Annotated in this window: 18 protein-coding genes; 11 read left to right on the plus strand and 7 right to left on the minus strand. The window is 59.4% G+C overall.

What is annotated here, in order from left to right:
- Window positions 1-49: 49 nt before the first annotated feature.
- From PSH66_RS28210 to PSH66_RS28230, 5 genes are all read left to right on the plus strand, one after another.
- Window positions 50-1,477, plus strand: a complete 1,428-nt coding sequence (locus tag PSH66_RS28210) for a coniferyl aldehyde dehydrogenase (RefSeq protein WP_305428044.1) — start codon at window positions 50-52, stop codon at window positions 1,475-1,477.
- 28 nt (window positions 1,478-1,505) lie between these two features.
- Entirely contained in the window at window positions 1,506-2,051 is a 546-nt protein-coding gene (locus tag PSH66_RS28215; protein WP_305428045.1) for a twin-arginine translocation pathway signal protein, read from the plus strand.
- Between the two features lie 35 nt (window positions 2,052-2,086).
- Window positions 2,087-3,682: a GMC family oxidoreductase gene (locus PSH66_RS28220; protein WP_003176710.1), complete on the plus strand. Its 1,596-nt coding sequence runs from the start codon at window positions 2,087-2,089 to the stop codon at window positions 3,680-3,682.
- 103 nt (window positions 3,683-3,785) lie between these two features.
- Window positions 3,786-4,265: a pantetheine-phosphate adenylyltransferase gene (gene coaD / locus PSH66_RS28225; protein WP_003176711.1), complete on the plus strand. Its 480-nt coding sequence runs from the start codon at window positions 3,786-3,788 to the stop codon at window positions 4,263-4,265.
- 102 nt (window positions 4,266-4,367) lie between these two features.
- Window positions 4,368-4,619, plus strand: coding sequence for a YfhL family 4Fe-4S dicluster ferredoxin (locus PSH66_RS28230; protein WP_003176712.1), 252 nt, complete (start codon window positions 4,368-4,370; stop codon window positions 4,617-4,619).
- A gap of 62 nt (window positions 4,620-4,681) precedes the next feature.
- On the opposite strand, the gene mutM is transcribed toward PSH66_RS28230, so the two are convergent.
- Window positions 4,682-5,494, minus strand: a complete 813-nt coding sequence (gene mutM, locus PSH66_RS28235; protein ID WP_141062892.1) for a bifunctional DNA-formamidopyrimidine glycosylase/DNA-(apurinic or apyrimidinic site) lyase — start codon at window positions 5,492-5,494, stop codon at window positions 4,682-4,684.
- A 21-nt stretch (window positions 5,495-5,515) separates the two neighbouring features.
- Window positions 5,516-6,328 carry an HDOD domain-containing protein gene (locus PSH66_RS28240; RefSeq protein ID WP_181408566.1) on the minus strand — a complete coding sequence of 271 codons (813 nt, stop codon included), beginning with the start codon at window positions 6,326-6,328 and terminating at the stop codon, window positions 5,516-5,518.
- Window positions 6,329-6,607: 279 nt separating this feature from the next.
- Between PSH66_RS28240 and PSH66_RS28245 the strand changes: the two genes are divergently transcribed.
- From PSH66_RS28245 to PSH66_RS28260, 4 genes are all read left to right on the plus strand, one after another.
- A complete protein-coding gene (locus PSH66_RS28245; protein ID WP_305428046.1) occupies window positions 6,608-7,804 on the plus strand; it encodes a class I SAM-dependent rRNA methyltransferase in 1,197 nt (398 codons plus the stop codon).
- 131 nt (window positions 7,805-7,935) lie between these two features.
- Complete coding sequence (locus PSH66_RS28250) at window positions 7,936-9,126, plus strand: MFS transporter (protein ID WP_305428047.1); 1,191 nt, start codon at window positions 7,936-7,938, stop codon at window positions 9,124-9,126.
- A 394-nt stretch (window positions 9,127-9,520) separates the two neighbouring features.
- Window positions 9,521-10,618: a SagB family peptide dehydrogenase gene (locus PSH66_RS28255; RefSeq protein ID WP_305428048.1), complete on the plus strand. Its 1,098-nt coding sequence runs from the start codon at window positions 9,521-9,523 to the stop codon at window positions 10,616-10,618.
- A gap of 1 nt (window position 10,619) precedes the next feature.
- The gene (locus tag PSH66_RS28260; protein WP_305429662.1) at window positions 10,620-11,819 is read left to right on the plus strand and encodes an MFS transporter; all 1,200 of its coding nucleotides are present in this window, start codon (window positions 10,620-10,622) and stop codon (window positions 11,817-11,819) included.
- Here the strand turns inward: PSH66_RS28260 and PSH66_RS28265 are convergent.
- Entirely contained in the window at window positions 11,816-13,549 is a 1,734-nt protein-coding gene (locus PSH66_RS28265) for a DUF4153 domain-containing protein (protein WP_305428049.1), read from the minus strand. The two genes, PSH66_RS28260 and PSH66_RS28265, sit on opposite strands and share 4 nt — an antisense overlap.
- Before the next feature lie 292 nt (window positions 13,550-13,841).
- Here PSH66_RS28265 and ilvD point away from each other — a divergent pair, with 292 nt between their 5' ends.
- Window positions 13,842-15,683, plus strand: a complete 1,842-nt coding sequence (ilvD, locus tag PSH66_RS28270; protein WP_003176721.1) for a dihydroxy-acid dehydratase — start codon at window positions 13,842-13,844, stop codon at window positions 15,681-15,683.
- 120 nt (window positions 15,684-15,803) lie between these two features.
- Here the strand turns inward: ilvD and PSH66_RS28275 are convergent, their stop codons facing one another.
- Window positions 15,804-16,865: a hypothetical protein gene (locus PSH66_RS28275; protein WP_003176722.1), complete on the minus strand. Its 1,062-nt coding sequence runs from the start codon at window positions 16,863-16,865 to the stop codon at window positions 15,804-15,806.
- Between the two features lie 242 nt (window positions 16,866-17,107).
- On the opposite strand from PSH66_RS28275, the gene PSH66_RS28280 reads away from it, so the two are divergent.
- Entirely contained in the window at window positions 17,108-18,499 is a 1,392-nt protein-coding gene (locus tag PSH66_RS28280; RefSeq protein WP_305428050.1) for an L-cystine transporter, read from the plus strand.
- Window positions 18,500-18,530: 31 nt separating this feature from the next.
- Here PSH66_RS28280 and PSH66_RS28285 read toward each other — a convergent pair whose 3' ends face one another.
- The 3 genes from PSH66_RS28285 to PSH66_RS28295 form a co-directional block, all read right to left on the minus strand.
- Entirely contained in the window at window positions 18,531-18,818 is a 288-nt protein-coding gene (locus tag PSH66_RS28285) for a type II toxin-antitoxin system RelE/ParE family toxin (protein ID WP_305428051.1), read from the minus strand.
- Entirely contained in the window at window positions 18,808-19,047 is a 240-nt protein-coding gene (locus tag PSH66_RS28290) for a type II toxin-antitoxin system RelB/DinJ family antitoxin (protein ID WP_003176725.1), read from the minus strand. Before PSH66_RS28290 ends, PSH66_RS28285 begins: the two co-directional genes overlap by 11 nt.
- An 83-nt stretch (window positions 19,048-19,130) precedes the next feature.
- Window positions 19,131-19,643 (minus strand): dihydrofolate reductase, encoded by a 513-nt coding sequence (locus PSH66_RS28295; protein WP_042945403.1) that lies wholly within the window; start codon window positions 19,641-19,643, stop codon window positions 19,131-19,133.
- Window positions 19,644-19,724: the final 81 nt, after the last annotated feature.

A 19,724-nucleotide genomic window follows, 5' to 3' on the forward strand; every position in this document is an offset into this window, starting at 1 on the left:
GCAATGACTCTAAAAACTCAGGCAGACCAATAACAATCGGTGCCGCGCCATGTCTGCCAACGTTGCCTATCTGCAAGATTCCCAGGCGCTGGATCACCTCCAGGCCCAGTTCGACGCCCAACGTCGCGCCTATGCGGCCAACCCGATGCCACCGGCCGGGCAGCGCCTGCAATGGCTCAAGGCCCTGCGCGACCTGCTCAGCGGCGAACGCCAGGCACTGATCAACGCCATCAGCCAGGATTTCAGCCACCGCAGCGCGGACGAAACCCTGTTCGCCGAACTGATGCCCAGCCTGCACGGCATCCACTACGCCAGCAAACACCTCAAGGGCTGGATGAAACCTTCCCGCCGTGCGGTAGGCCTTGCCTTCCAGCCCGCCTCAGCCAAAGTCATTTACCAACCGTTGGGCGTGATCGGTGTGATCGTGCCATGGAACTACCCGCTGTACCTGGCCATCGGGCCATTGGTCGGCGCATTGGCGGCGGGCAACCGGGTGATGCTCAAGCTCAGCGAGTCCACCCCCGCCACCGGTGAACTGCTTAAAACGCTGCTGGCGAAGATCTTCCCCGAAGACCTGGTCTGCGTGGTGCTGGGCGAAGCCGAGGTGGGCATGGCGTTTTCCAAGCTGCGCTTCGACCACCTGCTGTTCACCGGCGCCACCAGCATCGGCAAGCATGTAATGCGTGCGGCGGCCGAACACCTCACACCGGTCACCCTGGAGTTGGGGGGCAAATCGCCAGCCATTGTTTCCGCTGACGTGCCGCTCAAGGACGCCGCCGAACGCATCGCTTTCGGCAAAGCCTTGAATGCCGGACAAACCTGCGTGGCGCCGGACTACGTGCTGGTGCCGGAAGACCGCGTCGAGGGGTTTATCGAGGCCTACAGCAAAGCGGTTCGCGGGTTTTATCCGACGCTGGCCGATAACCCGGACTACACGGCGATCATCAACGAGCGGCAGTTGGCGCGGCTTAACAGTTACATCAAGGACGCCACCGACAAGGGCGCCACCCTGATTGCGCTGTACGAACAGGGCCAGGCGCGGCGGATGGCTCATAGCCTGTTGCTCAATGTCAGCGACGACATGACGGTGATGCAGGATGAAATCTTTGGTCCCGTGCTGCCGATCGTGCCCTATCGCGGTATCGACCAGGCGTTTGCCTACATCAACCAGCGCCCTCGCCCACTGGCCCTGTATTACTTCGGCTACAACAAGGGCGAACAGAACCGCGTGCTCCACGAAACCCATTCCGGCGGCGTATGCCTGAACGACACGCTGCTGCACGTGGCCCAGGACGACATGCCGTTTGGCGGCATAGGCCCTTCGGGCATGGGCCACTACCACGGCCATGAAGGCTTCCTGACCTTCAGCAAGGCCAAGGGTGTGCTGGTGAAACAGCGCTTGAACGCCGCCAGGTTGATCTACCCGCCCTACGGTAAATCCATTCAGAAGCTGATCCAGAAGTTGTTCGTTCGCTGATACCGCCACCCATGGGACAACAATAACAATGAACCCTAGCCTGACTGAAACACCTGCGCTGTCGCGGCGCGGCGTCTTGAAAATCGGCCTGTGCGCCAGCGCCTTCCTGGCCACCGCCGGGTTGGGCGCCAGCCTCAGCGGCTGCTCCAGCAGCACGCCGGCCAACGGCTTCGCCCTGCTGCGCAGCAGTGATCTGCCCTTTTTACGTGCGGTGATCCCGGTATTGCTGGAAGGCGTGGCCAGCGCCCAGCAAATCGCCAATGGCGTCGAAGACACCCTCAAAAAGCTCGACTTCAGCCTGAAACACCTGTCGCCGGAGATGTTCAAGCTCACCCAGCAATTGTTCGACGTATTGAGTATGGGCATCACCCGCGGCCCGTTGACCGGTATCTGGGGCAGTTGGGAAAACGCCGACAGCGAGCAGATCCGCAACTTCCTGCACCGCTGGGAGAACAGCTACCTGAACCTGCTGCGCATGGGCCAGGGCTCGCTGCTCAAACTGGTGATCATGGCATGGTACTTCCAACCGGCGTCCTGGGCCCATTGCGGCTACCCCGGCCCGCCGAAGATCTGATCCGCATCCTCCAATAAAAACAAGAGACGACCCTGATGCCCGTACCCGATCTGTTTCGCGAAGGCCTGGCCCGTGGCTGGAAAACCCACAACGGCGCCGCCCTAGACAACGACCTGACCCTGGAAGCCGACGTCGCCATCATCGGCAGCGGCGCGGGTGGCGGTACCACCGCCGAGATCCTCAGCGCCGCCGGCTACAAGGTGCTGCTGATCGAAGAAGGCCCGCTCAAAACCAGCAGCGATTTCAAGCTGCTCGAAGACGAGGCCTACACCAGCCTGTACCAGGAAGGCATCGGCCGCATGAGCAAGGACGGCGCGATCACCATCCTGCAAGGCCGGGCGGTGGGCGGCACCACGCTGATCAACTGGACCTCCAGCTTCCGCACCCCGGACGCGACCCTCGCCCACTGGGCCAGCGAATACGCAGTGAAAGGCCACAGCAGTGCCGAGATGGCGCCGTGGTTCGAGAAGATGGAACAACGTCTGGGCATCGCGCCCTGGGCGATACCGCCAAACGCCAACAACGACGTCATCCGCAAAGGCTGCGAACAACTGGGCTACAGCTGGCACGTGATCCCGCGCAATGTGCGTGGCTGCTTCAACCTGGGCTATTGCGGCATGGGTTGCCCGGTCAATGCCAAGCAATCGATGCTGGTGACCACCATCCCGTCCACCCTGGAGAAAGGCGGCGAGCTGCTGTATCTGGCTCGCGCCGAACGCCTGAACTACAGCGGCGACCGCATCGGCAGCCTGGAATGCCTGGCGATGGATGCCCGTTGCGTGGCGCCCACCGGACGCAAGATCACCGTGAAGGCCAAACACTACGTGCTCTCGGGCGGCGGCATCAACAGCCCGGCATTGCTGATGCGCTCGGACGCGCCCGACCCGCATTCGCGGCTGGGCAAGCGTACCTTTTTGCACTTGGTGAATTTTTCCGCCGCGCTGTTCGACGAGGTGATCAACCCGTTCTACGGCGCGCCGCAGTCGATCTACTCCGACCACTTCCAATGGCAGGACGGCACCACCGGCAAAATGTCCTACAAGCTTGAGGCGCCCCCCTTGCATCCGGCCTTGGCCAGCACCTTGCTGGGGGGCTACGGCACGCAAAACGCCCTGGACATGAGCCAATTGCCCAACACCCACGCGATGCTCGCCCTGCTGCGCGACGGCTTTCACCCCGACAGCCCGGGCGGCAACGTGGAACTGCGCGGCGACGGCACGCCGGTGCTCGACTATCAGGTCTCGCCGTACGCCTGGGACGGCTTGCGCCGGGCCTTTCACAGCATGGCCGAGATCCAGTTCGCGGCGGGCGCCAAGTCCGTCAAACCGCTGCACCACGATGCGCGTTATGTCACAACCCTGGCCGAAGCCCGCACGTTGATCGACGGTTTGAACCTGGAACTGCACCGCACCTGCCTGGGCAGCGCCCATGTAATGGGCGGTTGCGCCATGGGTGAAGACCCGAAAAACGCAGTGGCCGACAGCCTCGGTCGTCATCACCAATTGCGTAACCTGTCGATCCACGATGGCTCGCTATTCCCCACCAGCATTGGGGCCAACCCGCAATTATCGGTCTACGGGTTGACCGCACAACTGGCCGATGCATTGGCCGAACGTCTGAAAACAGCGTGAAAAAACGTTCGATACGCGGCCTCTATCTACATAAGTCGACTTGGCCGACCGGGATGGCTGCGATACCATCCGGTTCCCCAACGGACTCCGCCAGGACGACGCGATGAACCGAGTGTTGTACCCAGGTACCTTCGACCCGATTACCAAAGGCCATGGCGATCTGGTCGAACGCGCCTCTCGCTTGTTCGACCATGTGATCATCGCGGTCGCGGCCAGCCCCAAGAAAAACCCGCTGTTTCCCCTGGAACAGCGTGTGGAGCTGGCGCGAGAGGTCACCAAGCACCTGCCTAACGTAGAAGTGGTGGGTTTTTCGACTCTGCTGGCGCATTTTGCCAAGGAGCAGAACGCCAACGTGTTCCTGCGTGGCCTGCGCGCGGTCTCGGACTTCGAATACGAATTCCAACTGGCCAACATGAACCGCCAACTGGCACCGGACGTCGAGAGCCTGTTTCTCACGCCGTCTGAGCGTTATTCGTTCATTTCCTCGACGTTGGTCCGTGAAATTGCCGCTCTGGGCGGAGATATCACCAAGTTCGTGCACCCTGCCGTGGCGGATGCGCTGACGCTGCGCTTCAAGAAGTAAGACCGCTTAATCGGCGCCTGCTCGCACTGCGGGCGCCAATGCGGCACAATTGCACGCATTAGTTTTCAGATGCCTTGGCCGAGTGCCCTGGCAGGAGTTTCCATGTCCCTGATCATCACCGACGACTGCATCAATTGCGACGTCTGCGAACCCGAGTGCCCGAACGCTGCTATTTCTCAAGGTGAGGAGATCTACGTGATCGATCCCAACCTGTGCACCCAGTGTGTCGGCCACTATGACGAACCTCAGTGCCAGCAGGTGTGCCCGGTGGATTGCATTCCGTTGGATGAAGCCCATCCTGAGACGCAAGAGCAATTGATGGAGAAGTACCGGAAGATTACCGGTAAGGCTTGAGGCTCTTGGGTGCCTGTAAGGGCCTCATCGGGAGCAAGTCGATATCAGCCATTACCCAATAATCAGCTCTGGCACCTGGGGCAAAACACACTCGCCCGCTGCCCCAGCACCACATTGCGCAACTCTGTCCCGCAGACCTTGCACGCCTCGCCTCCCCGGCCGTAGACGAACAGTTCCTGCTGGAAGTACCCCGGCTGCCCGTCGCCGCCGATAAAGTCCCGCAACGTGGTCCCGCCACGCTCGATAGCCGCCGCCAGGATGCGCTTGATCTCGATCGCCAGCTTCAAATAACGCCCGCGTGAAATACCGCCGGCCGCGCGACGCGGGTCGATTCCGGCCGCAAACAGCGCTTCCGTCGCATAGATATTGCCCACGCCCACGACCACCGCGTTGTCCATGATGAACGGCTTCACCGCCATCGACTTGCCGCGGGACAACTGGAACAAGCGCTCGCCATCGAACAGGTCGGTCAACGGCTCCGGCCCCAGGCGAATCAGCAACTCGTGGTTGTGCGGGTCCTGGCTCCAGAGCATCGCGCCGAAGCGTCGAGGGTCGGTGTAACGCAGGCTCAGGCCCGATTCCAACTCGATGTCCACATGTTCATGCTTGGCGGCCGGCATGCCGGTCTCCACCAGGCGCAGGTTGCCCGACATGCCCAGGTGGCTGATGAGGGTGCCGACTTCGGCGTTGATCAGCAGGTACTTGGCGCGTCGTTCCACCAGCACGATGCGCTGCCCGGACAGGCGCACATCCAGGTCTTCCGGGATCGGCCAGCGCAGGCGTCGCTCACGCACCACCACACGGCTGACGCGCTGGCCTTCCAGGTGCGGCGCGATGCCCCGACGGGTGGTTTCGACTTCTGGCAACTCGGGCATGCGTACCTCTTGAAGGAAGGGTCAGTGCGCGCCCAGTTCGCGGATCGACAACTTCATGCTCTCGAAGTCGTAGTCCGACAGGCCCACGTAATCCAGCACCAGAGGGCCGACGGTTTCCCATTCGTGATCGACCGCCTGGTTGCCCAACACCCGATAGGATGAGCAGATGTGCTCGGCCATCTTCAGGATCGCCAACAGGTTTTTCAGCTGGGGATTGCGCGTCGATTCATCGCTGAAAATTGCCAGGGCGTTATGGTGGTTGGCGATGGCGTCGGTCACATGTTCAGGCAGGCGCCAGGATTTGGCCGTGTAGTAACCGACCACGGCGTGGTTGGTGTTGAAGGCATTGTTTTCAGTGTCGACCACGCGGCAGTCGGGGCCGGCATTGGCGTAAGCCTCTTCCAGCACCGCCATGTAGTCGGGGAAACGCTTGAGCATCAACGGCACGCCACAATCGTGGAACAACCCCAGGGCGTAGGCCTCGTCCACGGCCTGGGAGCCCGTGCGCTTGGCCAGCGTAAGGCAGGTCATGGCCACATCCTGGGCGGTGTCCCAAAAGCGGTTGAGGGTGACGATGGTGTCGTCGCTCATCTCGCCCTTGATCGACAAGGCATTGATCAGGTTGATGATCGAACGACTGCCCAGCAGGTTCACCGCACGCTGGATCGAGGCGATCTTGTTGCTCAGCCCGTAATACGACGAATTGACGATCTTGAGCAACGCGCCGGACAAGCCGGGATCCTGGGAGATCAACCGCGCGATCACTTCCAGGTCCGGGTCGGGCATGTACTGCTCCATCTGCAAATCCACCATGATTTGCGGCTGAGGCGGCACGCTGATGCCCTGAAGGGCCTGCTGGATCTGTTCGGCGGAAAGCTCTTGGGACATAAGTACACACTCTGGGCTAGGCGGGGATTCTAACCCCTAAGCAAAGCTGACCGACACCTCAAATACCGGATTGGACGCGGACCCAGTGTGGGAGCCGGGCTTGCCTGCGATAGCATCAACACCGTACGTCAGATACACCGCAGCGCCCGCATCGCAGGCAAGCCAGCTCCCACATGAACCATGCCGCAACAGGTATACTCCCGCTCTTTTTTCCGGAGCGACGTCATGTCCCTGCCAAGCCTGCGTCTCAAAGCCAACGCCGATCGTCGTTTGCGCAACGGCCACCTGTGGGTCTACAGCAACGAAATCGATGTGGCCGCCACCCCACTCCACGGCTTCCAGGCAGGCGACCAGGCCATCCTCGAAGCAGCCGGCGGCAAGACCCTGGGCATCGTGGCCATGAGCCCGAACAACCTGATCTGCGCGCGCCTGCTGTCGCGCGACATCAAGTTGCCGCTGGACAAGTCGCTGCTGGTACACCGCCTCAACGTCGCCCTGTCCCTGCGTGACCGGCTGTTCGACAAGCCGTTCTACCGCCTGGTCTACGGTGATTCCGACCTGCTGCCGGGCCTGGTGGTCGACCGTTTCGGCGACATCCTGGTGGTACAGATCGCCTCGGCGACCATGGAAGCGCATAAAGACGACGTGATCGCGGCCCTGACCCAAGTGCTCAAGCCGAGCGGCATCCTGTTCAAGAACGACTCCGCCGCGCGCGACGCCGAAGGCCTCAACCGCTACGTCGAAACCGTCTTCGGCCTGGTGCCGGAGTGGGTCGGGCTGGAAGAAAACGGCGTGCAATTCGAAGCCCCGGTGATCCAGGGCCAAAAGACCGGCTGGTTCTACGACCACCGCATGAACCGTGCCCGCCTGGCGCCGTATGCCAAAGGCAAACGCGTACTCGACCTGTACAGCTACATCGGCGGCTGGGGCGTGCAAGCCGCCGCCTTCGGCGCCAGTGAAGTGTTCTGCGTCGACGCCTCGGCCTTTGCCCTCGATGGCGTCGAGCGCAACGCCGCGCTGAACGGCGTGGCCGAGAAGATGACCTGCATCGAAGGCGACGTGTTTGAAGCGTTGAAAGAACTCAAGGCCAGCGAAGAACGCTTCGACGTGATCGTTGCCGACCCACCGGCCTTCATCAAACGCAAAAAAGACATGAAGAACGGCGAAGGCGCCTACCGCCGCCTGAACGAGCAAGCCATGCGCCTGCTCAGCAAGGACGGCATCCTGGTCAGCGCCTCGTGCTCCATGCACCTGCCGGAAGACGACCTGCAGAACATCCTGCTCACCAGCGCCCGTCACCTGGACCGCAATATCCAGATGCTGGAGCGCGGCGGCCAGGGCCCGGACCATCCGGTGCACCCGGCGATTGTAGAGACGCGGTATATCAAGAGCATTACGTGCCGGTTGTTGCCTAACAGCTGATAGAAAGAGCCCCGCAGGAACACTCAGCGAGTATTCCTACGGGGCTTTCAGCCATTTCCCACCGCAGCGTCCGTTGACTTCCCCTACCGCCAAATCGATCCTCTTCTTCCCTCACGGACAGAGTGATCCTGATGCCTGGCAACGCGGTTACATCAAGCAAATCATCTTTTATCGCGCTTTTGATGACCATGACCCTGCTCGCGGTATTCCCGCTCGACGTGGTCCTACCGTCTTTCCCGGCCCTCGCCGGTCACTTTCGCAATACACCCTCCGATATCGCCCAGTCCGTCAGTATTTTCGCCATCGGCTTGGCTGTCTCATTGCTGCTGATCGGGCCTTTGTCCGACATGTTTGGCCGCAAGAAACTGCTGCTGGCGGGCGTGGCTTTGTCGGCGGTGGGGGCAACGGGCTGCCTGCTGGCCCCGGACTTCAACTGGTTTCTTGGCTTTCGCGTGGTCCAGGCGATGGGGTGCGGGGCGTTTGCCTTGTCCCAGGCGCTGATCCAGGACCTGTTTGCCGGGCGCGAATTGGAGCGGATACGCATCTGGATGACCACCGCCGGCGGGATCTTCATCTCCAGTTCGCCGCTGATGGGCACGTGGCTTCAGCTGTATGGGGGCTGGCAGGCGAGTTTCTATGTCTTCATCGCGCTGGCGACAGGGGTCTGGGTCTGGTCCGCACGGCTGCTGCACGATTCGCGCAGCCACCATCGAACATCAGCACGGCAGTTTTTCAGCGGCTATTGGAAGCTGTTTTCCGATTTCCGCTTTGTCGCCTACTGGCTGATTTCCGCGCTGGCGTTCGCCTGCCATTTTTCCTTTATCGTAATGTCGCCACTGATCCTCATGGAACACCTGAACCTGTCGGCCTACCAGTTTGCCTGGGCGCTGCTGTTGTACGGCGCGGCCTACGTGTTGGGCGGCGTGGTCGCCAGTATTCTGCATCGCAAGATAGACGCAGACACACAGATCAATACCGGCCTATGGCTGATCGCCTTTTCGGGGCTGGTGATGTTGGGTCTGGCGTGGCAATGGGGCTTGTCCGTTGCCACCGTATTGATCCCCATGCTGATCTGCACCGCCGGCACGACCATCTGCCGCCCCATCGCCAACTCCAAGGCCATGACACTTCATCCTCAGCTCGCCGGCACAGCGACCTCCGCCGGCAGCTTGTTGATTTTCATGTGCGGGGGCCTGATCAGCCTGGTAACAACGCTGGTAACCAAAAACCTGACCAGCGCCCTAGCCCTGTGTTTTTTAGTGCTGAGTGCTGCCGGGCTCGTCTTGAATGCGTTGATCAGGCGGCGTTCACACACGGTGTAAATGCTGTCTTTTAGCTAATCATCTCGCCGACCATGCCAATCTCAATAAATTTTTCCTTAAAAAACTCATATAAAAAACCATTAACATTAAGAAGTTAGCTTAGCCATCTACCCCGTCGGAAAAAAGCCACATTTTTACAAGAAGCATCCCACACCACCTTGAATTGACCTTCGCAACAAGACACCTATTATTTGGATTGCCACTCGACGCAGATTGGCAATTACAAAATAGCGAAGGAGCACCATCATGAAAAAGGTCACTCTTGAGCAAACCGCAGCCCAACATCACGCAATGATGTTGAATACTTCAAAATAAGTACCGATAAAGCCGAACGCTGAGCAGCGACAGCGCTGCTCAGCCGAGGCTCTGTGGCACGCGATCAAGGAGTGACTCAATGCGCATAAACCCTTATGTTTTTCTATTACCAAAACCACCCAAACTTATTGTTTGGAACTATAAGTCACACGAACAATTCGAGATTGATAGCGCTCATGCCAACCGCCTTTTTGAGATCATCGAATGTCCTTCATTAATAGACAAGACAAACCAACTGGACCAGGATCTTTTCAACACCGCGATTTTGCTCGATACACCCAGTGAATCTGAAACATGGCGATGGGATGACCTTTCAAAAATCTTCCACATCGGCACCAAAGACCTCGCCCCCTCGGATCTCCCCCAGACGACCCAAGAGTGGGCGCAGCACTACATTGCTCAATGCCAAGAGACAATGAGCCGTCCGCGACCACCGGGTCATCGACTTGCCAATCTAGGGTTCGAAAATATGTTGCCCCTCCCATGTCCATGGAGCAATGACGTGTTTGATACAAACGCAAGCCTGAAACAAAGCCTCATAAACCGAAAAACATGCCGCACGTTCGAAAAATCAAGCATCGAGCTGCCGGTGGTTTCGGATCTTCTTTACCTGGCACTTGGTTATCTATCGGAGCGAGAGAGTGACGCTAACGAATTAGTACCTTCCATGTTTCGGGCACGAAGAAGTAGTCCCTCGGGAGGTGGATTGAATTGCAGCGAAGGATACTTATACGCCAACAACGTTCGAGGACTGGACCCAGGATTCTATTACTACCACCCTCAAAAACATGCGCTGAAAATGTTAAGCCGGACTCAGGAACCGCTGGGTGCACTCTTACAAGGCCAGCACTTTGCCAATGATTTACCTTTTGGAGTTTTTATAACGTCAAGACTCGACAAGATGTGGTGGAAATACCCTCACTCCCAGGCATATAGAGTCTCGTTGCTTGACGCAGGACACATCTCACAAACATTACAATTAGGTGCAACATCACTAGGTTTAAAAACCTGGTTGACCGCTGCATTAAGCGAACAAAAAATCGAAAAGACACTCGCTCTCCATGACTTATCAGAGCAAGTATTTCTTTTTTTTGGGGCAGGCGTGAGTAATGGAGAAGAAAACTGCCAGGCATTAATAGATTTATTAGAATGCCAGTCATCAAGCGGTGGAACCTAAAATGCCAACATACTCTACGTCAAACCGATCACGCCCTTTAAAAGCGGAGACTGTTTCCCGTTTTGTACTTATTACAAATATCTCTTTAATTAGCTTTTTCCCTCTCAATATATTACTGCCCTCATTCCCGGCGCTGGCCACGGAGTTCAACGTCCCCCTTGCTGACGTCGCGATCGCGATCAGCTTGTTCACATTGGTCTTCTCCATCTCCCAACTCATTACCGGCCCCCTCTCGGATAAATGGGGCCGCAAGGAGGTGCTGCTTGGCTGCATCACGCTATCAATCCTGGGTGCGATAGGCTGCGCACTGGCGACGGATTACCTGAGCTTTCTGCTGTTTCGCTCAGTCCAGGCCATGGGTTGCGGTTTCTTCGTATTGGGACACGCGCTGGTGGAGGACCTGTTCGAGGAGCAGGACCGAGCCCGGGTGCGCCTCTATTACATGACCCTGAGCGGTTCCTTTGTGGCCCTGTCACCGCTGATCGGCTCTTGGCTGCAAACGACGTTCGATTGGCAAGGCAGCTTCTACGGCTTCGTCTTGATGGCGCTGGGTATGTTGATCCATGCGTTTTGCATCCTGCCGTCCAAATCCGCCAGCCCGGAGCACGCATCGGTATCGATCATCAGCACACTCAAAGCCGTGGCCGCCAATCGAGACTTCCTGCGCTACTGGTGGATCGCCGCGCTGGTGTTCGCCTGTTATTTCGCCCTGATCAGCGTGACACCCTTGATCTTCATGGACGCACTCAAGCTCTCCGAATACCAATACGCGCTGGTGCTGATGGTATACGGCGTGGCGTACCTGCTCGGCGGCGTGGCGGCATCGTATTGGCAGAAACGTATTTCGCTGTCCCGGCAAATCAACATCGGCCTCGGCTTGCTCTGTGTCGCCGGCATGCTGTTAGCGCTGATCCTGAGCCTGGATGCCATCACCACCGTCACCTTGCTGATCCCGATGCTGATCAGCGCCCTCGCCGTCACGCTGGTTCGCCCTGCCGCCATTTCTGCGGCGATGCTGTTGTTTTCCAGCCGCGCGGGCACGGCGGCATCGGCAGGAAACAGCATTATGTTCCTCACCGCCGCTGTCAGCAGCGCGGCACTGGCCCAGGCGGGCGATCATCTGCTGCTGACTATCGCCCTCAGTTTCATCGGGTTCAGCCTGTGGGGGCTGGTGACCAATCGCCGAGCAGGCCGCGACTAACGCTCCCGAATGACCGGAGTGAGCAACATGTCACTGGATTCCAATTGCAGGTAACGCGGCTTGGCCAACGAGACTTTGCCTGCACGGATGTCGTGGATCAGCGTTTCAGTGTCGATGGCTCCGTCCGGCAGCTGCGTCCACAGCAGCGGGCCGCGATCGCTCCATTGGCCTTTATTGTCCTGCACGAAAATGCGCGGGGGCTTGAAGTCGTGACGGTAGCTTGTGCGCGGCACTGCCAGCACTTCGGGCCGGCCATCCTCATCAAGGTCGACAGCCCACAGCACACAGCCGGGCTCGCATGCCGAGTCAGTGTCCAGGCTGAGTTCGGCGAACTGTTCGCTGCCTTTGGGCTGCGGTCCGATCCACTCCAGTTCGGGCGTGGGCCGCTGGGCGCGTTCCTTTTCGTACTGTTCGCTGAAACTCAGCGACGTGTCGTCCATGCGCTCGCGCAAGGCCCGGCGTGATTCCGGGTCCAGAATGCGCTCCTGATCCAGATCGGCCTGCAACTTCGCGTATGCCTCCTGGCCCGCCTTCTCCAAGCCAAACCGCAGGTTGTGCGCATCGAACGCTTCAGCCTTGGTGCGCCCGTCAAGCAAACGCCGGACCTGGTCGTCGACGCTCAGGCGCACCGGGTCCAGAAGCGGCGTGTTGATCAATACCACCAGCCCACAAAACAACAACGCCAAGGCCGGGTTGGTCACCCGCAAGTTGCCCAGCCAGACCGGCGAGCGCAGGGCGACCGCCCACACCGCCGCCAGGCCGTACAAGCCACACAACACTGCCAGCGCCAGCGCGATGAAGCGCAGTGGCGACAAGGCGTATTGCTCGACCCGCAGCCAGCTTGAGTAAAACGCCAATGCGGCGAGTATCGGCAGGCACAGCAGGCTCAACTCGATAAAGTGCGTCAACCATTTGGGATACGGTCGAGGCTGGACGCCATCCTGGAACACGCCGTTGAGCAGGAACAATTGCGCACCGGCCAACACCAGCAGAATCGGAGTGGAATAGCCCGTGGCCCAAATCCGTGCCAGCCCGGTGAACGGCAAGGTCAAGGTAAACAACACACTGATCAGCGCAATCAACGGCAATAACAAGCCACAGGCGCTTAACAACATGCCACGCATCTGGCCGATGACTTTCTCGCTGCGCGCCGCGAAATACATTCCCAGGGCGAACAGCAGCGGCAGGCTGAAACTCAGGAACAGCTTGCTCCAGAAGTGATGCTCGAAAAACTCGATGCCCAGCATCAGAAACAGCTGGCCCCAGAGTTTGAGCAACAGCATGAATACCGCCACCAGAATCAGCGCGTACAGCACAATAAACACGCTGCTCCAGGCCTGCAGGAACAACGCCTCATAGCGCCAGCGCTCGCCTTTGGTGGCAGGCCAGACGAACAGAAAGGTAGCGCAGACATAACTCAACACCAGCAGGCTGATCACCCAGGAGTTGATCGCCCAGCGGGGATTGCCCTCAGGATCAAGGCCCTGGCAGACCCATAGCGTCATACCGCCCATCAGTACGGTGAACGCCAGCGTAGGCAGCAATGAACGCCAATGTCGGGCTTTCTCGCCGAGCAACTGCAACGCGGTACCGCCGACCAGCACCACGGTGCCGATGACAAAAAACAGCGTCTCGCTCAGGCGATGCAACTGGCCGGCGTAATAAAAGACGATTCCCTGGATCAGGCCGATCAGCAGGTAGAACCCTAGAAAACGGTGAATAACGGGCATTCCAATTCCTTTGGAGCGAGGTGAGTGCAAAGGGCCGCCAGTCTAAACAAAGCCGGCCGCCCTGAGTATTGCCCCATTCCCTCCAGCCGCCAGCGGTGTAGAATCGGCCCTATTCATCGCCAGTCATCCCCGGCGGGTTTATGAGCTCAAGGCCCAAGCGTGCGGCGATCCCGCGACGCGAGCGGCAACTTCCGGACACACGGCTATTTCTGAGTGTTCCAGACGTCAATAGAAGCTCACTCCCCAGTAGTACCTGATTAGTAGTTACCTGATTAGCCGCCCGGAGTGCTCCATGCCAGATTACCGCTCGAAAACATCCACCCATGGCCGCAACATGGCCGGCGCGCGCGCACTGTGGCGTGCCACGGGGATGAAAGATGACGACTTCAAGAAGCCGATCATCGCGATTGCCAATTCGTTCACCCAGTTCGTACCCGGCCACGTCCACCTCAAGGACCTGGGCCAACTGGTCGCCCGCGAAATCGAACGCGCCGGCGGCGTAGCCAAGGAATTCAACACCATCGCCGTGGACGACGGCATCGCCATGGGCCATGACGGCATGCTGTATTCGCTGCCGAGCCGCGAGATCATCGCCGACTCCGTGGAGTACATGGTCAACGCCCACTGCGCCGACGCCATCGTCTGCATCTCCAACTGCGACAAGATCACCCCCGGCATGCTGATGGCCGCTCTGCGCCTGAACATTCCGGTGATCTTCGTCTCCGGCGGCCCGATGGAAGCCGGCAAGACCAAGCTCGCCTCCCACGGCCTCGACCTGGTCGATGCCATGGTCATCGCCGCCGATTCCAGCGCGTCCGACGAGAAGGTCGCGGAATACGAGCGCAGCGCCTGCCCGACCTGCGGTTCGTGCTCCGGCATGTTCACCGCCAACTCGATGAACTGCCTGGTGGAAGCCCTGGGGCTCGCCTTGCCGGGCAACGGTTCCACCCTGGCCACCCACAGCGACCGCGAGCAACTGTTCCTGCAGGCCGGTCGCACCATCGTCGAGCTGTGCAAGCGTTACTACGGTGAGAACGATGAGTCGGTGTTGCCGCGCAACATCGCCAACTTCAAGGCGTTCGAAAACGCCATGACCCTGGACATCGCCATGGGCGGTTCCACCAACACCATCCTGCACTTGCTGGCCGCTGCCCAGGAAGCCGAGATCGATTTCGACCTGCGCGACATCGACCGCCTGTCCCGTCACGTACCGCAACTGTGCAAGGTCGCGCCGAACATCCAGAAGTACCACATGGAAGACGTGCACCGCGCCGGCGGGATCTTCTCGATCCTGGGCTCCCTGGCCCGTGGCGGGCTGCTGCACACCGACCTGCCGACCGTGCACAGCACGTCCCTGGCCGAAGGCATCGCCAAGTGGGACATCACCCAGACAGACGACGAAGCCGTGCACACCTTCTTCAAGGCAGGCCCGGCCGGCATCCCGACCCAGACCGCCTTCAGCCAGTCGACGCGTTGGGACACCCTGGACGCCGACCGTGAAAACGGCTGCATCCGCAGTGTTGAACACGCGTATTCCAAGGAAGGCGGCCTGGCCGTGCTGTACGGCAACATCGCCCTTGACGGCTGCGTGGTCAAAACCGCCGGTGTGGATGAATCCATCCACGTCTTCGAAGGCCGCGCCAAGATCTACGAAAGCCAGGACAGCTCGGTACGCGGCATCCTCGCCGACGAAGTGAAAGAAGGCGACATCGTGATCATCCGCTACGAAGGCCCGAAAGGCGGCCCGGGTATGCAGGAGATGCTATACCCGACGTCTTACCTCAAATCCAAAGGCCTGGGCAAAGCCTGCGCCCTGCTCACCGACGGCCGCTTCTCCGGCGGCACCTCGGGCCTGTCCATCGGCCACGCCTCGCCCGAAGCCGCAGCCGGCGGCGCGATTGGCCTGGTGCAGGACGGCGACAAGGTGCTGATCGACATTCCGAACCGCTCGATCAACCTGTTGATCAGCGATGAAGAACTGGCGGCCCGCCGCGTTGAGCAAGACAAGAAGGGTTGGAAACCGGTGGAAAAACGTCCACGTAAAGTCACCACCGCCTTGAAGGCTTACGCGTTGTTGGCCACCAGCGCCGACAAAGGTGCGGTACGTAACAAGGCGATGCTTGACGGTCTGTAAACCGCGCCCATAAAAAATGCCCCGCCAAGTGCGGGGCATTTTTTTGCTTGAAGCAAATCTCCAAAACACTGGAGATCAAAATGTGGGAGCTGGCTTGCCTGTGATAAGGGCGACTCGGTCTTACTGGATGTCCTCCGGCTTGACGATCACCCAGTTCTTGTCCGCTGTCACCGGCAAGCCTTCCTTGGCCTGCGCCGCCGCGTGCTTGGCCATCATGCCGTTGAGTTGGGTCATGTACTTGTCCTTGCGGTTGATCCACAAGTGAATGCCGCCCTTGGCCACGTCCACATCGTGGAACAGCATGTAGCCGTCGCTGGTCGGCGTGTCGCCGCCGACGATCACCGGTTTTTTCCATTCATCGATGTAGGTGAGGATTGCCGCGTGCTTGCCGGCCATCCAGGTCGCGGGGGTCCACAGGTAGGGGGTGAGCTCCAGGCCGAGGTTGGCCTTCTCGTCATACTTGCCGGCAGCGATCTGTTTGCGGGCGGTAGTCAGCTCGCCGGTCTTGCGGTCCTTGAGCAGGGTGGTCACACCGATCACGTTCTCGGGTTTGACGTTGTAGCCGTACTTCGGATCCGCCGCGACCATGCGCACCAGTTCTTCCGAAGCGGCGGTCATCACGTACACCTCGATGCCGTTTTCCATCAGCTTGTTGTACAGCTCGGCCTGGCCGGTGAAGACTTTCGGCGGCTGCACCTCGGACTTCTTCACCGCGTCGCCTTCAAAATAGGTGACGGGAACGGGCTTGCCGGAGGCCATCAGCTCATCGACCTGGACCTTGAGTTCCTTGAGGGTGAAACCGGAAAACACTTGGGCGACCCATGGGTAGCAGACCATATCGTCCACTTCGCACAGACGATAGTAGTAGCTGAACAAGCTCTCCTTATGGTCGGCGGTGTCTTTGAACGGTATCAGTTTGAGCGATGGGTCAAGGCTTTCGCGGGTGATCAGACCCTTGTTTTCCATGTACGGCAGCAAGGACTCTTCAAGGTCGTAGCGGTAGCTGGTGTTGTCCATGTCGAACACCGCGAAGTTACCCTTGTTGGCGTTGGCGGCGATCATTTCGTTGAGTTGCTTGGCGGCGGGCGCCGGCCAGTGTTTCAACTCGGTGGCGGCAAACGCCTGGCTGGCGAGCCCCAGGCAAAGTGCGGCGGATACCAGTAGTTTCGGCGCGAGCTTCATAGGCGTTGTCTCCCTGAGTTAAAGACATCGACGCTAACAAATCCCTGTGACAGTTCCCGTGTCGAGCACGACGGTACACGTCCTGATCCCGCCAGCGGCATACGCCTGAGCGTCAACCACTTATTCCAAAAACGACAGTCGACATTCCATATCGGTATTAAATCATTATATTTCAAGCTGTTAGGCTTCCCGGTTCGCAATCGCAGTCTCATGCGATGGGCTGCCTTCTCAACGGAGCTTCAATGAATCTGCCCCTGATTCTCAACTTACTGGTGTTCGCGGCCCTGCTGTTGGGCCTGGCACAAACTCGCCGCACGAACTGGAGCCTGGCCAAGAAGGTTTTGTTCGCTCTGGTCCTGGGCGTGGCGTTCGGTGTGGCGCTGCACAGCATTTACGGTGCCGGCAATCCGGTACTCAAGGCCTCCATCGGCTGGTTCGACCTGGTCGGCAATGGCTACGTGCAGTTGCTGCAAATGATCGTGATCCCGCTGGTATTCGCCTCGATCCTCAGCGCCGTGGCGCGCCTGCATAACGCGGCGTCCCTGGGCAAGATCAGCTTCCTGACCATTGGCACCTTGCTGTTCACCACCGCGATAGCGGCGTTGATTGGTATCGGCCTGACCAACCTGTTCGGCCTCACCGCCGAAGGCCTGGTGGCCGGCACCCAGGAAATGGCACGCCTGCAAGTGATCCAGAGTGACTACGCGGGCAAGGTCGCCGACCTGAATATCCCGCAGTTGCTGCTCTCGTTCGTGCCGGCCAACCCGTTTGCCGACCTGGCCCGGGCCAAGCCGACGTCGATCATCAGCGTAGTGATTTTCGCCGCGTTCCTGGGGGTCGCCGCGCTGCAACTGCTCAAGGATGACGTGGAAAAAGGCCAGAAGGTGCTCAACGCCATCGACACCCTGCAAGCCTGGGTGATGCGCCTGGTGCGCCTGGTGATGAAGCTGACCCCGTACGGAGTACTGGCGCTGATGACCAAAGTGGTCGCCGGTTCCAACCTGCAGGACATCATCAAGCTCGGCAGTTTTGTGCTGGTGTCGTACCTGGCTTTGGGCCTGATGTTCGTGGTGCACGGTTTGCTGCTGTCGTTGGCCGGGGTCAACCCGTTGCGGTTTTTCCATAAGGTCTGGCCGGTGCTGACCTTTGCCTTCACCAGCCGCTCCAGCGCGGCGGCGATTCCGCTGAGCATCGAAGCGCAAACCCGTCGCCTGGGCATCCCGCAATCCATCGCCGGCTTCGCCGCCTCGTTTGGCGCGACCATCGGCCAGAACGGCTGCGCCGGGCTCTACCCAGCCATGTTGGCGGTGATGGTGGCGCCGACCGTGGGCATCAACCCGCTGGACCCGCTGTGGATCGCGACCCTGGTGGCGATCGTGACCTTGAGTTCGGCCGGTGTGGCGGGCGTGGGCGGTGGTGCGACCTTTGCCGCGCTGATCGTACTGCCGGCGATGGGCTTGCCGGTGTCACTGGTGGCGCTGCTGATTTCCGTGGAACCGCTGATCGATATGGGCCGCACGGCGTTGAACGTGAACGGTTCGATGACGGCGGGGGCGATTACCAGCCAGATCATGGGGCAGACGGATAAGGCGTTGTTGGAGGCGGATGAGCACGCGGAGTTGGCGCAGGCTTAACGTAATAAGCTAGCAGGGACCTCAGTCCCTGCTAGCTCAAACGATCAGCAGCTTTTCGGTAAACCTCATCACGCTCACGTTTATCCACAGCCACGACAAACACCGTGATCTCCTGATCAATGACTTGATACACCAACCGATAGCCGCTGCTGCGAAGCTTGTTTTTGTAGCAATCGGGCAAGCCGTGCAGACGGCTGGCTTCAATACGTGGATTGATCAGGATCTCGACCAGCTTCTTTTTAAACTGCTGACGAACGGTATCGCCCAGTTTGTGCCATTCCTTCAAAGCCCGCGCATCGAAATCCAGTTCATAGGTCATCCAGTGAGACCTTCACCCGCTGCGGCGCAGACAGCCGTTCCCGAACTGTTGCCAACAATGCCTCATCATCTTCAGTCATGAGAACAGGCTTGAAAGGTAACTGGCCGCGTTCTGCCACGTACTGCAAGGCTTGACGCATTAATTCCGATGGGGTGACGCCGAGCTTTTCCAACTCGTGATAAGCACGAGCCTTAAGGTCGTCGTCGATACGTACGTTGATAGAGGCCATGGGGTAGCCCTCACTGTAAAGACATCAGTCATTACAGTGGCGCATGAAGGTTTCTTTTGCAAGTCTGACTTATCTGGTGCCAGTCAGGCCTTTTCCCAAAGCTCAAAGTTGTACGCCGGCTTGTCCCCTTCAGCCGGATTCACAACATTCGACACCAGCTTCCACTGGTTCGCATCAAACGCCGGAAACCAAGCATCCCCTTCCGGGCTCAGCGCCACTCGCGTCAAATACAGGCGATCTGCCTGTTCCAGCCCCTGCGCATACAACTGCGCACCGCCGATCAGCATCAGCTCATCCACGCCCTGCGCCAGCGCCCAGGCTTCGGCCCGTTCCACTGCCGCTTCCAGTGACGGAAAAACTTCCGCACCTTCCAGGCTCAGATCGGTCTGACGGCTGACCACAATGTTCAAGCGTCCCGGCAACGGTCGGCCCAGGGAGTCCCAGGTCTTGCGCCCCATGATGATCGGCTTGCCGAGCGTAGTGGCCTTGAAATATTTGAAGTCCCCCGGCAAATGCCAGGGCATGCTGTTGTCGACGCCGATCACACGGTTTTCACCGAGGGCTGCGATCAGGCTTAAAGGGAGAGTTTTTTTCATGGCGACGAGAATACCAGAGCCCCGCGCAGCTTTCCCCAACAGGGTGCACAGCGGTTATGCTCCAATCTCATTAGCTCAACA

The organism is Pseudomonas sp. FP597, assembly GCF_030687435.1.
In the GTDB taxonomy this organism is placed as follows: Bacteria; Pseudomonadota; Gammaproteobacteria; order Pseudomonadales; family Pseudomonadaceae; genus Aquipseudomonas; species Aquipseudomonas lactucae.